Here is a 14,477-nt window from a genome sequence, read left to right on the forward strand (position 1 = left end):
ACCCGGGTCAGGCACCACCGCCCGCGGCAGCCGCGCTGCAGACGTAGACCGTCGTGGGCGCGTCGGTCGCCGTCTCGCAGTTCTGCTGCACCCACGCCCGGATCTGCTCCGAGACCGTGTTCGTCGACGTGGTCGCGGCACCCGAGCCGCTGCCGCCGAACGCTCCGCCGGTGGGGCCGCCCATTCGGTCCTGACCGCCGATGACGTATCGGAGCTCACCGCTCTGGACCAGCGAGATGAACGTCTCCAGCGTCGGAGCGGCATCCGTGCCGTTGAATCCCCCGATCGGCAGGACCGACTGGCCGTCGGAGGCGACGATGAGCTGCGCCGCCGTCTGCGCCCCGAACGTCGCCGCGAGGTAGGACGCTCCGCCCCGGTTCGTCTCGAGCCACGACAGCAGCGCGCTCGTGTCCCCGCCGAACCCGCCCGCGCCGGCGCCGAATCCGCCGGTGCGGCCGCCCGTACCCCGGCCGTCCGTCGACCCGGAGGCGAAGCCGCCCCCGCCGCGGCCGTCACGTGTGCCGCCCTGGGCTCCCGTGCCACCGTTCGGCGCGCCCGCGAAACCGCCGCCGCCGGGGCCGCCGTTCGGTGCGCCCGCGAAACCGCCCCCGCCCTGCGCGCCGTTCTGGCCACCGGGGAATCCGCCGCCGCCCGTACGACCGCCGAAGCCCGCGCCGCCGAAGCTCGACGCCATCTCGGACACTCCCCCGGCCACGGGGTTGATGGAACTGGGGTGCGCGATCGTCACGGCCGACCAGACCGCGGGCGTGAGCAGCAGGCCCACGAGCATCGCCGAGGTGGTCACGAACCGTGCGCGGTGCCGACTGAGCAGCAGCACGATCGCGACGATCGCGACGGCGGCCTGCGCGAGCGCGACGGGAACGCTGTACCCACCGACCGAGATGCCGATGCCGACCGCGGTGGCCGCACCGACGCCCACGATGGTCACGGCGGGCCACGTCCTGCCCTGCCGCGCGCTCCACGCGAGCGCGGTCGCCACCGCGAGGCCGAGCGGCACGGCGAGAGCCGCCGTGTAGAACTGGTGCATCCCGGCGACGACGGAGAACATCGCCGCGAACGTCAGGGTCCACACCGTCAGCAGCACCGTGAGGGCCCGCGGGAAGCGCAGGATCCAGAGCACGATGAGCGCGATGAGCGCCGCGGGGATGAGCCACGCGATCTGCCCGGCGAGCTGGGCGTTGAACAGGCGCAGCACGCCCGGGCTGCCCGAGAACGGCGGGGTGAACGACTCGTAGGACGAACTGTCGTCCGTCGCTCCGAAGCGCCCGAGCCCGTTGTAGCCGAACACCATCTCCCACGGGTTGTTGCCCAGCGTGCTGCCGATGTACGGGCGGCTGCTCGCGGGGATCAGCGACACGATCGCGACCCACCACAGCGAGGCGACCGCGCTGACCGCCCCGGCGACCAGCAGGTGCCCGATGCGGCGGCCCCACGACTGCGCGGTGCACAGGTATGCCGCAGCGAGCGCGGGCCAGACCGCCCACGCTTCGAGCATGTAGAACTGGAACGACAGGCCGATCGCCGCGCCGGCGACCACGAGCCATCCGAGGCTGCGGGCCTGGATCGCGCGCACCGCCGACCACGCCGTGATCGACAAGCCGAGCACGAAGAACGCCTCGGGCTGGTTCGATCGCGCGACCGCGACGAGGATGGGCGTGACCGCGACGACGGCCCCCGCGATGAGCCCCGCGCGCACGCCGGCCAGGCGCCGGGCCGTCACCGCCGTGATGAGCGCCGCCCCGACGGCCGCGAGGGCGTTGGGCAGGATCACCGTCCACGCCGAGTACCCGAACGCCTTCACGAACAGCGCGGGGATCCAGAACGACCCGGGGATCTTGTCGAGCGTGACCGTGCCGGCCGGGTCCATCGAGCCGAAGAAGAAGTTCGACCACGACTGACTCATCGACACCGCGATGGAGGCGTAGTAATCCGACGGCGCGCCGTCCCACACCTGCCACGCCGTCAGGACGAGCGCGAGCGCGGCGACGGCGGCGAGCCCCCACGGCCACGCGCGTTGCTTCGGGGCCCTCGCGATGGCGGGCCGGGCGATCGGGGTCTGCGGGATGCTGAGTGCGGCGGTCACCGGCGCATCGTAGGCAGCCGACCACTAACCGGTGCCGAGCGGAGCCTATGGGCGAGCTATGGATGCCACGACGAACCGGATCATCGGGCGGTGACGGTCAGGCGCGGGTTGCTCGGCGCCGAGGGGGCCGCCACCTGCAGACCGACCCGGACCGTCTGCCCCGGCGCGGGAGCGGCCGCCCACCCGTCCCCGCGGCACGTCACGGTCGACGATTGGATGCCGCACACCATCCCCCACGCGTTGACCACGGCCGTGGCGCCCGGCGATGACCACGACACCGTCCACGCCGTCACGGGGCCGCCGGTCGCGGTCACCGTCAGCTCAGCGACGTACCCCTCGCCCCACGTGCTCTGGGGAATCCACGTGGCCGTGATCGCCGCGGGAGCGGAGACGCCGGTCGACTTCGGCGTGGCGGTCGGCGTCGGGGAGGGCGTAGCCGTGGGCTTGGGAGTCGAGGTCGCCGTAGGCTTGGGAGTCGGGGTCGCCGTGGGCTTGGGGGTCGGGGTCGCCGTGGGCTTCGGGGTCGCCGTCGGCTTCGGGGTCGCCGTCGGCTTCGGCGTGGCCGTCGCCGTGGGTTTCGGGGTCGCGGTCGGCGTCGGCTGCGGGACCGGGGAAAGGATCGGCGCCAGCGCCCGCAGCTTCGCGGTCTGCGGGGTGCGCCAGTCGTCGGCGACGAGGCCGCCGGTGTCTCCGCTGTTGGGGTTGAACGACCAGTAGGCGTAGCTGATCCCGCGGTTCGCGAGGTAGCCCACGAGGGTCGACAGCCACTTCTGGTCGCTCGCGGTCTCGAGTTTCGTGCCGAACTCCCCCAGGAGCACCGGAGCGATGTTCTCCTTAGCGAGGTAGCCCCAGTTGGCATCCCACAGCGCTTCCAGGTTGGCGGGGTAACGGGGGTCGGAGAACCAGGACTGCGCGAACACGGAGGCCGGGTAGTCGTGCGGCGAATAGACGACCTGATTCGCGACCGAGAGCGTGACCGGTGCGGAACGGGCGTCCTTCAGGCCGCCGCCCCACCAGGTGCTCGACCCGTCGTTCTGCCGTTCGACGCCCTCGACGACGATCAGCAGCCGCGGGTTGACCGCCAGCACGGCGTTGCCCGCGCGAGTGGCCGCCGCGCGCCAGTCGCGCGCGGGGTCGCCGCAGTTCCAGCACGCCTGCCCGTGCGGTTCGTTGTGCAGGTCGACGCCGATGACGGTCGAGTCGTTCTTGTAGCGGGACGCGAGCATCGTCCAGTCGTCGATCCAGCGCTTCTCCGAGTACTGCGCGGTGTACCAGAGCTCGCTCTGCGCACCGGAGTCGGGGCGGTGCCGGTCGAGGATCACCGACAGGCCGTGGGCCTTCGCCCGCGCGATCACGGTGTCCAACAGCTGCAGCGGCGTCAGCTTCTCGAGCCCGGGATTGACGTTCGCGTTGATCGACGACGTCGCGGACGCCGAGAGGCACTCGTTCGAGAACGGCAGCCGGAGGGTCGTGAACCCCATTTCGGCGATGGTCGTGAGCCCTTCATCGAGCGAGATCGACCACAGCCCGTGCGGCGCGCAGTTCGACGTCTCCATGCCGAACCACGCGGCGGCCTTGATCGTGTACGGCGCGCCCGTCGAGGTGACGATCGTCGAGCCCCGGGTGGACAGCCACCCCGGCTGACCCGCGGCCGAGGCGGCCGGTGCGGTCACCGCGCCGGCCACGAGCAGACCCACGATCGACGCGAGGGACACCGCGCGCGTCCACGCGCGCCGTGACCACGTCCGGTGTTCCGCCATGCCTGCCCCTGCCCGTTCGGGTCATCGTATCGGCCGAGGTCACCCCGGGCGGGCGCGGGCACGCTCAGCGCCCGTCCGCGGACCCGGGAGAACGGTGCGCGCGGTGCACGACGAGCGCGAGATGCAGAGCTGCGAGCACCTCGCCGTCGTCGAGGTCGACGCCCAGCACCCGCTCCGCGAGATCGAGACGCTGATAGAACACGGAGCGCGAGACGTGCGCGGCGGCGGCCGCCGCCGTGCGATTGCCGGGATGCGCCACGACCGCGGACAGGGCGGCGAGCAGGTCGCGGCGCCGCGCCACCGGGGCGGCGAGGACCGGGGCGAGGAGGTTCTCGCCGTGCTCGAGCAGACGGTGGTCGCCGCGCAGCGCGGAGACGAACCGGACGAGCGGATGCCGCACGACCCAGTGCACCTCGCCCTCCGGCAGGTCGCCCACCTCGGCGAGGTCGAGCGCCTGCTCGAGGGAATCGAGCAGGCGGGGCACGGCGGCTTCGCCCGTCGCCCCCTCGACCCGAGGGCCGACGGACAGCCGCGCCGGCGGCCCGTCGCCGCGCGAGCGGGCGAGAAAGCGGTCGGCGGGCGCCCCCGCGAAGGTCATCGACGCGGGAAGAGCCGCGAGGACCGGCATCCATCCCGCCGCTCGCTCGGTGGACCCGCGAGGTGTCCCGCAGAGTGCGCGGCCACCGAGCTCGGACGCGGCGGCCTCGACGGCGGCGACCGTGGCGCTATCGGTCGCGAGGCCGAAGAGGGCTGCCCGGCCGAGATCCACGCCTGCGGCACCGAGCAGGGCGACCACCTCTTCCGCCGAGCCGTAGCGGCCGCCGAGGAGCGCGTCCATGAGCCGCCGGCGACCGAGACGCGCCCAGTCGTCGCCGTCCGGGTCGGCCAGGCGCCCGAGCGCGAGCGCGGTCGCGCCCTGCTCGAGCACCGCGCGACGCCCCGCCGGGTGCCCGGGCCCGGCGAGCGCCACGAGCGTCGCCCACCGGATGCCACGGGCCTCGACGGCCACGATCGAGCGGCCGTCGTCGCCGTCGTCGCCGAACCGCCGCGACCGCTCCTGCCAGTCGTCGAGCACCGAGGCAGTGGCATCCGCGAGCTCGGCCACGATGACCTCGTGCGCGAGCGACTCCAGGACGACGGGCGCGCGGAGCGTGTGGGCGAGGCGTTCCACGACGTAGTCGGCGGGCGCGCCGCGCAGCGCGAGAGAGGTGAAGAGCGTGCGCACCTCGTCCCGGGCGCGCAGGGCGGCGGTCTGGTCGTCGATGATGCGCCGGTGCACCTGCTCGGTGACGGAGACGAACTTGATCTCGCGGTGCAGGGCGATGAGCGCGAGCCCCGCGGCGGTCGCCGCCTGGACCACGACGGCGGGGACGTACCGGTAGTGCGCGCCGAGCTCGATGACGATCCCGACCAGGCCCGCGCGGACGAACTGGGCGACGAGGGCGCGCAGGTCCGCCGGTTCGGCCGGCCACGCGGACGCCGTCGTCAGGAGCAGCTCACCGCCCTCGAGGAGCCGCGCCACCCCGGGGCTGTCCGACACGTGCACCCACCGCACGGGCGTCGACAGCGCGTCCCCGCCGACGAGCACCTCTGGTGCGCCCGCGGTCAGGGCCGGCGACTCCAGCACCTCGGCGAGCGTGGGGAGACCGCGGTCGAGCACGGCATCCGCGGCCTCCGGACGATCTGTCCGGTCCGAACGTTCTTCGCGACGATCAGCCATGCGCGCCAGCCCCTCCCTGTGCCGCAGAATCGGCAGTGAACACCCTACGGCGCTCCCGGTCGATCTGTCCGGACGGCCGGGAATCTCGAGGAGGATCCGCATGACCGTCATCCACCACCACATCAACGGCGAGGCCCGCGGTGCCGCGGAGCGCACGGGCGACGTGTTCGACCCGGCCACCGGACGCGTGCAGGCGCAGGTCGCGTTCGCCACCACCGCCGAGGTCGACGAGGCGATCGCCGTCGCCAAGGCCGCCCTCCCGGCGTGGCGGGCGACGAGCCTCATCAAGCGCGCCGACGTGTTCTTCCGCCTCCGCCACCTCCTGGTCGAGCGCACCGACGAGCTCGCCGCCATCATCACCGCCGAGCACGGGAAGGTGCTCTCGGACGCCAAGGGCGAGATCAGCCGCGGCATCGAGAACGTCGAGTTCGCCGCCGGCCTCGTGCACCTCCTCAAGGGCGAGCACGCCGAGCAGGTCAGCCGCGGCGTCGACGTGCACTCCGTGAAGCAGCCGGTCGGTGTCGTCGCGGCGATCACGCCGTTCAACTTCCCCGTCATGGTGCCGCTGTGGATGACCGCCTCGGCGATCGCGTGCGGCAACACCGTCGTCCTGAAGCCGAGCGAGAAGGACCCGTCCGCGTCGCTCTTCCTCGCGAAGCTGTTCGAGGAGGCCGGGCTCCCCGCCGGTGTCCTCAACGTCGTGCACGGCGACAAGGTCGCGGTCGACGCGCTGCTGGACTCCCCCGACGTCCGCGCGGTGAGCTTCGTCGGCTCGACGCCGATCGCGAAGTCCATCTACTCGCGCGCCGCCGAGAACGGCAAGCGCGTGCAGGCCCTCGGCGGAGCGAAGAACCACATGGTCGTCATGCCCGACGCGGACCTCGACTCCGCGGCCGACGCCGCCGTGTCCGCCGCGTACGGCTCCGCCGGTGAGCGCTGCATGGCCGTGTCGGTGCTCGTGGCCGTGGGCGACGACGTCGCCGACGCGCTCGTCGAGAAGGTGGCATCCCGCATCGAGGGTCTGAAGATCGGACCCGGAACGGATGCCACGAGCGAGATGGGTCCGCTCATCACGCGCGAGCACCGCGACAAGGTCGCCTCCTACGTCACCGGAGCCGCCGCCGAGGGCGCCGAGGTCGTCGTCGACGGCACGACGCAGCAGTTCGAGGGCGACGGCTTCTTCATCGGCGTCTCGCTCGTGGACCGCGTCGCCCCCGGCATGAAGGTGTACGACGACGAGATCTTCGGCCCCGTGCTCTCGGTCGTCCGCGTCAAGACCTACGACGAGGCCGTGGAGCTCATCAACTCCAGCCCCTTCGCCAACGGCACCGCGGTGTTCACGCGCGACGGCGGCACGGCCCGCCAGTTCGAGTTCGACATCGAGGTCGGTATGGTCGGCGTCAACGTGCCGATCCCGGTCCCGGTCGGCGCCTTCTCGTTCGGCGGCTGGCGCAACTCGCTGTTCGGCGACTCGCACATCTACGGGCCGGAGTCGATCCACTTCTACACCCGCAGCAAGGTCGTCACCACGCGCTGGCCCGACCCCAGCGAGAGCCAGATCAGCCTCGGCTTCCCCAGCAACCACTGACCGCACGGCATCCGGAAAGGAACGCATCATGACGCTCACCTCCCCCGACCTCGCCGCCGACGCGCAGGTCCGCGCCGACGACCGCGCGCACGTCTTCCACTCCTGGAGCGCCCAGGCGCTCATCGACCCGCTGCCCATCGCCGGCGGCGAGGGCTCGACGTTCTGGGACTACGCCGGCAACAGCTACCTCGACTTCTCGTCGCAGCTGGTGAACCTGAACCTCGGCCACCAGCACCCCGACCTCGTCGCGGCGATCCAGCGGCAGGCCGGCGAGCTCGCCACGATCCAGCCCGCGATGGCCAACGGCACGCGCGGCGAGCTCGCGCGACTCATCGCCGAGGTGGCGCCCGAGGGCTTCTCGAAGGTGTTCTTCACCAACGGCGGAGCCGATGCCAACGAGAACGCGGTCCGCATGGCGCGCCTGGTCACCGGCAAGCGCAAGGTGCTCGCGATGTACCGCAGCTACCACGGCAACACCTCCACGGCGATCACCCTCACCGGTGACCCGCGGCGCTGGGCGAACGAGCCCGCGGACGCCTCGGTCGTGCACTTCTTCGGCCCGTACGCGTACCGCTCGGCGTTCCACTCGGCGTCCGAGGAGGAGGAGACCGCCCGCGCGCTCGAGCACCTCGAGCAGACGATCATCCTCGAGGGCGCCTCGACGATCGGCGCGATCATCCTCGAGACCGTCGTCGGCACCAACGGCGTGCTCGTTCCGCCGCCCGGCTACCTCCCCGGCGTCCGCGCCCTGTGCGACAAGTACGGCATCGTCTACATCGCCGACGAGGTCATGGTCGGCTTCGGCCGCATCGGCGAGTGGTTCGCGGTCGACGCGTTCGACGTGGTCCCCGACCTCATCACCTTCGCGAAGGGCGTGAACTCGGGCTACGTGCCGCTCGGCGGAGTGGTGATCTCGGATGCCATCGCCCACCACTTCGACACCGTGACCTTCCCGGGCGGCCTGACGTACTCGGGCCACCCGCTCGCGTGCGCACCCGGCATCGCCACGTTCGATGTGTTCCGTCGCGACGGGATCCTCGAGCGCGTGCGCGACCTCGGCGAGCGCGTCGTCGGTCCGCGCCTGCGCGAGATGGCCGAGAAGCACCCGTCGGTCGGCGAGGTGCGCGGTCGGGGCCTCTTCTGGGCGATCGAGCTCGTCCGCGACCGCGAGACGCGCGAACCACTCGTGCCGTTCAACGCCGCCGGTGCCGACGCCGCCCCGATGGCCGCGTTCGCCGCCGCGTGCAAGAAGGCCGGCCTGTGGCCGTTCACGCACTTCAACCGCGTGCACGTCGCCCCGCCGCTCGTCATCACCGAGGACGAGCTCGTCCGCGGCCTCGACGTCATCGACGAGGCCCTGTCCGTCGCCGACGAAGCGGCCGCGGCGTGAAGACGCTGACGAACCTGGTCGACGGCGGCCGCACGCCGTCGACCGGGCGGCTGCTCGACCTCGTGAGCCCCGTCACGGGCGAGGTGTACGCCCAGGCCCCGTGCTCGACCGAGGAGGAGGTGGATGCCGCTTTCCAGGCGGCATCCCGGGCCTTCGCGTCGTGGCGGCTGACGACCCCGGCCGCGCGCCAGCTGGCGCTCTTCCGCCTCGCCGACGCGCTCGCCGACCACGCGGAGGAGTTCGCCGACCTGGAGTCCGAGGACACCGGGAAGCCGCGCGCGACGCTCGTCGCCGACGAGATCGACCAGTCGGTCGACCAGCTGCGCTTCTTCGCCGGCGCCGCGCGCGACCTCGACGGCCGCGCGGCCGCGGAGTACGCCGAGGGGTTCACGTCCTACGTGCGCCGCGAGCCCATCGGTGTCGTGGCGCAGGTGACGCCGTGGAACTACCCGCTGAACATGGCGATCTGGAAGATCGCACCGGCGATCGCCGCGGGGAACACCGTCGTGCTGAAGCCCAGCGAGACGACGCCGCAGACGACCCTGCGGCTGGCCGAGCTCGCAGCGAGGATCCTCCCGCCGGGCGTTCTCAACGTCGTCCTCGGCGACCGCGAGACCGGTCGGGCGCTCGTGGAGCACCCCACCCCGCAGCTCGTCGCGATCACCGGGTCGGTCCGCGCGGGCATGCAGGTCGCCGAGTCGGCGGCGCGGCAGGTCAAGCGCGTGCACCTCGAGCTCGGCGGGAAGGCGCCCGCGATTGTCTTCCCCGATGCCGACCTGGATGCCGCGACCGCGGGGATCGCGCAGGCAGCGTTCTTCAACGCGGGACAGGACTGCACGGCCGCGACCCGCGTGCTCGTGCACGCGTCACTGCACGACGCCCTCGTCGAACGTCTCGTGGCGTACGTCGCGGAGAGCGTGAAGGTGGGCGCGCCCGACGACCCCGACGCCTTCTTCGGCCCGGTGAACAACCCCGACCAGCTCGCGCGGGTGCAGGGGTTCGTCGACCGCCTCCCGGCGCACGCGCGCGTGGCGACGGGCGGGCACCGCGTCGGCGACACCGGCTGCTTCTTCGCGCCCACGATCGTCACGGGCCTCCGCCAGGACGACGAACTGGTGCAGCAGGAGGTGTTCGGTCCCGTCCTCGCGGTCCAGGCATTCGAGGACGACGCCGAGGCGCTCGAGATGGCGAACGGCGTGCCGTACGCACTCGCGGCATCCGTCTGGACCCGCGAACACGGCCGCGCGCTGCGCTTCAGCCGCGACCTCGACTTCGGGTGCGTGTGGATCAACGCCCACATCCCGTTCGTGTCGGACATGCCACACGGCGGGTTCAAGCACTCGGGCTACGGCAAGGACCTCTCGGTCTACGGCTTCGAGGACTACACGCGCATCAAGCACGTGATGTCGAGCCTGGCCTGACGCGGCTCAGGCGCCGGGCGTCCCCGTCTCCTCGGGGGCGTCCGGCGTCGGCTGCGCTGCCTCCGGGCCCGCGTCCGGGCCCGCCTCCGGCACCGTCGGCGCGTGGCGCTGGGCGTTCACGCGCCGCGCGTGGTCGACCGCGCCCTCGAAACCGGCATCCGGGTCGTCCATGAGCGCGTGCGTCGCGAGGGCGTGCACGCGGACCGCTTCGTCGTCCGACTCCGCCGCCGCGTCGATCGCGGCCCGCGCCTCCTCGCCGATCATGACGAACGCCCGGCTGAGGCTGTGGCGCGTTTCGATGTCGCCCTGACCGAAATGCTGCACGAGCGCGGCGGCGAGGCCCGCCCGCTCGGCATCCGGAACGAGGCCCGCCGCCGCCCGCCACGCCGCACGTGCCACGGCGGTCTCCTCGTCGTGAAGGAGGGCCGGGGTGATCGCCGACCACGTGGCCGGGTCGCCGATCTTCGACAGCGTGTGCATGCCCTGGCTGCGGGCCTGCGGGAACGGCGATCCCAGTTCGGGACGGATCGCGGCGACGACGAGCTCCGGGTCGTGCCGCGTCAGCGCCCACGTGAGCATGTCGCGGACGAAGAAGTCGGGTTCGACCGCGCACCGGGCGACGAGCACGGCGATGAAGGCGTCGTTCGGGCGGGTCCCGGCATCCATCGCCGCGCGCAGGCGCAGCGACGCGTCGTCCCGCTCCAGGGCGGCTCGAAGGCCCGCCGTGATCTCGCCGTCGGCCATGCGCGGCCCTCCCGTTCGTCGCCCGCCCAGCTTGCCATGCGCCGGGACGACCGGCCCGGTTCGGCACCGAAAGGCCCAGGAACGACGGTTTCCGCGCTGTTACACCTGAATAAGTCTCGATTTCATCATTGAGTAACCGGTGTGAGCGCTGATACCGTCGCCACATCATGAGCATCTCCGCGGAACGGCGTCCGGTCCTCGACAGCGTGTCGAAGGCCATCGTCGAGCAGCTGCAGGAAGACGGCCGCCGCTCGTACGCCGAGATCGGCAAGGCGGTGGGTCTCAGCGAGACGGCGACTCGGCAGCGAGTGCAGAAGCTGCAGGACGCCGGCGTCCTGCAGATCGTCGCCGTCACCGACCCCCTGCAGCTCGGCTTCGCGCGGCAGGCGATGATCGGGGTCCGGGTGTCGGGAGACACCCGCGTGATCGCGGCCGAGATGGCCGAACTGCCGGGCGTGATCTACGTCGTCTCCACGGCCGGTTCCTTCGATCTCCTCGTCGAGGTCGTCTGCGAGAGCGACGACGACCTCATCGACCTGCTCAACGACCGCATCCGGTCGCTGCCCGACGTCGTCGCGACCGAGACGTTCGTGTACTTGAAACTCCACCGACAGCTCTACAACTGGGGAACGCGATGACGCTTCACGAAATCGACCTGCAGTCCGACCTCCAGACGAAGGCGCGCGATCACCTCTGGATGCACTTCGCGCGCCAGTCCGTCATGACCGAGGGCCCGGGCGTCCCCATCATCGTCAAGGGCGAGGGACATCACATCTGGGATGCCGCGGGCAAGCGCTACATCGACGGCCTCGCGGGCCTCTTCGTCGTCAACGCCGGCCACGGGCGCCGCCGGATCGCCCAGGCCGCCGCGAAGCAGGCCGAGGAGCTGGCGTTCTTCCCGCTGTGGTCGTACGCCCACCCCGCGGCGATCGAACTGGCCGACCGCATCGCACACCTCGCCCCCGGCGACCTCAACCACGTGTTCTTCTCCACCGGCGGCGGCGAGGCCGTCGAGACCGCGTTCAAGCTCGCCAAGCAGTACTGGAAGACGCAGGGGAAGCCCACCAAGCACAAGGTGATCTCGCGCGCGATCGCGTACCACGGCACCACGCAGGGTGCCCTCGCCATCACCGGACTCCCCGTGATGAAGCACATGTTCGAGCCGGTCACCCCCGGTGGCTTCCGCGTCCCCAACACGAACTACTACCGCGCCGCGGAGTCGGGATTCGGCGGCGGGACGCCCGAGGAGTTCGGGCTGTGGGCGGCCGACCGCATCGAGCAGATGATCCAGTTCGAGGGTCCCGAGACCGTGGCCGCGGTGTTCCTCGAGCCGGTGCAGAACGCCGGGGGCTGCTTCCCCGCCCCGGCCTGGTACTTCCAGCGGGTGCGCGAGATCTGCGACAAGTACGACGTGCTGCTCGTCAGCGACGAGGTCATCTGCGCCTTCGGTCGCCTCGGTTACTACTTCGGCGCGGAGGCGTACGACTACCAGCCCGACATGATCACGTTCGCCAAGGCCGTGACCAGCGGGTACTCGCCGCTCGGCGGCACGATCGTCAGCGACCGCGTGTACGAGCCGTTCGCGCACGGCGACGCCTCATTCCCGCACGGCTACACGTTCGGCGGCCACCCGGTCTCGTCCGCCGTCGCGATGGAGAACCTCGACGTGTTCGAGGAGGAGGGGCTGCTCGAGAACGTCCGCACGAACTCCCCCGTCTTCCGCTCGACTCTCGAGAAGCTCCTCGACCTCCCGATCGTCGGCGACGTGCGCGGCGACGGGTACTTCTTCGGTATCGAACTCGTCAAGGACAAGGTCACCAAGGAGACCTTCGACGACGACGAGTCCGAGCGGCTGCTGCGCGGCTTCCTCTCGAAGGCGCTGTACGACGCGGGCCTGTACTGCCGCGCCGACGACCGCGGCGACCCCGTGATCCAGCTCGCTCCGCCGCTCACCATCGGTCCGTCGGAATTCGACGAGATCGAACAGATCCTCCGCTCCGTCCTCACCGAGGCCTGGACGCGCCTCTGACCCGGAACGGATGCCGCCCCACCCCGGTGGCATCCGCTCCCGCCCCACCCGCTCCCGAACGGAGCGGTGCACCGCCGCACCACCCTGACACCACTCGCCCGGTCGGATCCACCCGATTCCGACCCTCCCTCCTAGGAGAAGCCACGAACGAGAACATCGGCGCCGCCGTGGCGCCCCCGTCCAACTCGGGAGCCAAGCTCGCCCGCACCCTCGGCCTGTGGTCGATCGTGGGGCTCGGCCTGGGGTACATGACCCCGACCGTCGTCTTCGACACCTTCGGCCTCGTCGCCGACAAGACCAACAACGTCGTCCCCGCCGCGTATGCGCTCGCCCTCGTGGTGCTCGTCTTCACCGCCATCAGCTACGGCAAGATGGTGCGCGTCATCCCGAGCGCCGGCTCCGCGTACACCTACGCGCGCGAGTCGATCCACCCGGGCGTCGGCTTCGTCGTCGGGTGGACCGCCCTCATCGACTACATGCTCCTGCCGATGGTGAACGCGCTGATCCTGCGCAGCTACATGGAGGCGCTGTTCCCCGACGTCCCGGGCTGGATCTGGGTCGTCGTCTTCACGGCGGGCGTCACCGGCGTCATCTACCTCACGATGCGCGGCACCTCGAACGTCAACATGATCCTGCTGGTGTTCTCGATCCTCGTGATGACCGTCTTCGTGGTCATGGTGATCGTGCAGCTCGTCGGTGGTGCGGGCGCCGGGACGCCCGTGTCCCTCGCACCCTTCGCGCACAGCGACGTGCAGTTCGGCGCCGTGCTCGCCGGCGCGACCGTCGTCTGCTTCTCCTTCATCGGCTTCGACGCGGTGTCGATGTACTCCGAGGAGGCCAAGACGCCGAAGATCATGCCGCGCGCGATCCTGTTCACGCTCGTCGCCGGTGGCGTCATCTTCCTCGTCGCGGCGTACTTCACGCAGCTGCGCTTCCCCGACTCGACGGCGTTCCCGCAGGAGGCGATCGAGGACAGCACGCTGCCCGAGATCGGCGTCCAGGTGGGCGGCCCGGTGCTGCAGGCCGTGCTGACCGCCGCCGGCTTCGCCGCGACGCTCGCCTCGTGGCTGGCCTCGCACGCCTCGGTCTCGCGCATGCTGATGGTCATGGGCCGCAACAACGTGCTCCCCCGTCGGATCTTCGGGTTCATCAACCCGAAGACGCACACCCCGACGATCTCGATCATCATCGTCGGCGTCGTGAGCCTGCTCGCCATCGCGTTCACGCTGGAGCAGATCTCCGCGTACATCAACTACGGCGCGCTCATCGCGTTCACGTTCGTGAACATCTCGGTGATCGCGTGGTTCGCGATCCGCAAGGGCCTGCGCAAGACGCCGGGCGACATCTTCCGCTACATCGTGATGCCCGGGATCGGCATGCTGCTCACGGGCCTGCTGTGGGTGAACCTCGACGCGCACGCGCTCATCGGCGGTCTCATCTGGACCGGTATCGGCGTGGTGTACCTCGTCGTCCTCACCCGGGGCTTCCAGCGCCCGATCGCCTCGTTCGACGAGAACCAGCCCGTCACGGGTGTGAACAAGACCGTCCCGGGCCCGCGCTCGGAGATCTGACCCGCACCGCCTCGGCCGCGGCATCCCCTCTTCCGGGAGGGATGCCGCGGCCTTCGCGTTTCCGGAGTCCCAGCGCCGCACGACTCCTGCAGAAACCGCGCCGCACCGGCTGTGACACCGGGTGCCGCCGCGTTCCGACGGAGTCGCGCG

The 14,477-nt window shown here is 71.3% G+C and carries 10 protein-coding genes; 6 read left to right on the forward strand and 4 right to left on the reverse strand.

What is annotated here, in order from left to right:
- Window positions 1–7 precede the first annotated feature (7 nt).
- From RKD05_RS17150 to RKD05_RS17160, 3 genes are all read right to left on the reverse strand, one after another.
- The gene (locus tag RKD05_RS17150) at window positions 8–2,104 is read right to left on the reverse strand and encodes an ArnT family glycosyltransferase (protein ID WP_424711626.1); all 2,097 of its coding nucleotides are present in this window, start codon (window positions 2,102–2,104) and stop codon (window positions 8–10) included.
- Between the two features lie 80 nt (window positions 2,105–2,184).
- Window positions 2,185–3,864 carry a cellulase family glycosylhydrolase gene (locus RKD05_RS17155; RefSeq protein WP_424711627.1) on the reverse strand — a complete coding sequence of 560 codons (1,680 nt, stop codon included), beginning with the start codon at window positions 3,862–3,864 and terminating at the stop codon, window positions 2,185–2,187.
- A gap of 64 nt (window positions 3,865–3,928) precedes the next feature.
- Window positions 3,929–5,584, reverse strand: a complete 1,656-nt coding sequence (locus RKD05_RS17160) for a PucR family transcriptional regulator ligand-binding domain-containing protein (protein WP_424711629.1) — start codon at window positions 5,582–5,584, stop codon at window positions 3,929–3,931.
- A 100-nt stretch (window positions 5,585–5,684) separates the two neighbouring features.
- Between RKD05_RS17160 and RKD05_RS17165 the strand changes: the two genes are divergently transcribed.
- The 3 genes from RKD05_RS17165 to RKD05_RS17175 are packed head-to-tail and all read left to right on the forward strand — an operon-like array spanning window position 5,685 to window position 9,983.
- Complete coding sequence (locus tag RKD05_RS17165; RefSeq protein ID WP_424711630.1) at window positions 5,685–7,172, forward strand: CoA-acylating methylmalonate-semialdehyde dehydrogenase; 1,488 nt, start codon at window positions 5,685–5,687, stop codon at window positions 7,170–7,172.
- A 28-nt stretch (window positions 7,173–7,200) separates the two neighbouring features.
- Window positions 7,201–8,562, forward strand: a complete 1,362-nt coding sequence (locus RKD05_RS17170; RefSeq protein ID WP_424711631.1) for an aspartate aminotransferase family protein — start codon at window positions 7,201–7,203, stop codon at window positions 8,560–8,562.
- A gap of 5 nt (window positions 8,563–8,567) precedes the next feature.
- Window positions 8,568–9,983 carry an aminobutyraldehyde dehydrogenase gene (locus tag RKD05_RS17175; protein WP_424711883.1) on the forward strand — a complete coding sequence of 472 codons (1,416 nt, stop codon included), beginning with the start codon at window positions 8,568–8,570 and terminating at the stop codon, window positions 9,981–9,983.
- A 6-nt stretch (window positions 9,984–9,989) separates the two neighbouring features.
- Here RKD05_RS17175 and RKD05_RS17180 read toward each other — a convergent pair whose 3' ends face one another.
- Window positions 9,990–10,727, reverse strand: a complete 738-nt coding sequence (locus RKD05_RS17180; RefSeq protein WP_424711633.1) for a HEAT repeat domain-containing protein — start codon at window positions 10,725–10,727, stop codon at window positions 9,990–9,992.
- A gap of 167 nt (window positions 10,728–10,894) precedes the next feature.
- Between RKD05_RS17180 and RKD05_RS17185 the strand changes: the two genes are divergently transcribed.
- From RKD05_RS17185 to RKD05_RS17195, 3 genes are all read left to right on the forward strand, one after another.
- Window positions 10,895–11,365 carry an Lrp/AsnC family transcriptional regulator gene (locus tag RKD05_RS17185; protein WP_022878024.1) on the forward strand — a complete coding sequence of 157 codons (471 nt, stop codon included), beginning with the start codon at window positions 10,895–10,897 and terminating at the stop codon, window positions 11,363–11,365.
- A complete protein-coding gene (locus RKD05_RS17190; protein ID WP_424711634.1) occupies window positions 11,362–12,756 on the forward strand; it encodes an aspartate aminotransferase family protein in 1,395 nt (464 codons plus the stop codon). The genes RKD05_RS17185 and RKD05_RS17190 overlap by 4 nt, the downstream gene beginning before the upstream one ends.
- 215 nt (window positions 12,757–12,971) lie before the next feature.
- Complete coding sequence (locus RKD05_RS17195) at window positions 12,972–14,327, forward strand: APC family permease (protein ID WP_424711885.1); 1,356 nt, start codon at window positions 12,972–12,974, stop codon at window positions 14,325–14,327.
- Window positions 14,328–14,477 lie beyond the last annotated feature (150 nt).

Origin of the sequence: Microbacterium sp. SLBN-111 (genome assembly GCF_049739645.1) — a bacterium.
Classification (GTDB): domain Bacteria; phylum Actinomycetota; class Actinomycetes; order Actinomycetales; family Microbacteriaceae; genus Microbacterium.

Excerpts from the sequence above, each read along its gene's own strand:
- RKD05_RS17180 (WP_424711633.1), bottom strand. The coding sequence starts at position 10,727 with ATGGCCGACGGCGAGATCACGGCGGGCCTTCGAGCCGCCCTGGAGCGG.
- RKD05_RS17155 (WP_424711627.1), bottom strand. The coding sequence starts at position 3,864 with ATGGCGGAACACCGGACGTGGTCACGGCGCGCGTGGACGCGCGCGGTG.
- RKD05_RS17165 (WP_424711630.1), top strand. The coding sequence starts at position 5,685 with ATGACCGTCATCCACCACCACATCAACGGCGAGGCCCGCGGTGCCGCG.
- RKD05_RS17185 (WP_022878024.1), top strand. The coding sequence starts at position 10,895 with ATGAGCATCTCCGCGGAACGGCGTCCGGTCCTCGACAGCGTGTCGAAG.
- RKD05_RS17160 (WP_424711629.1), bottom strand. The coding sequence starts at position 5,584 with ATGGCTGATCGTCGCGAAGAACGTTCGGACCGGACAGATCGTCCGGAG.
- RKD05_RS17170 (WP_424711631.1), top strand. The coding sequence starts at position 7,201 with ATGACGCTCACCTCCCCCGACCTCGCCGCCGACGCGCAGGTCCGCGCC.
- RKD05_RS17190 (WP_424711634.1), top strand. The coding sequence starts at position 11,362 with ATGACGCTTCACGAAATCGACCTGCAGTCCGACCTCCAGACGAAGGCG.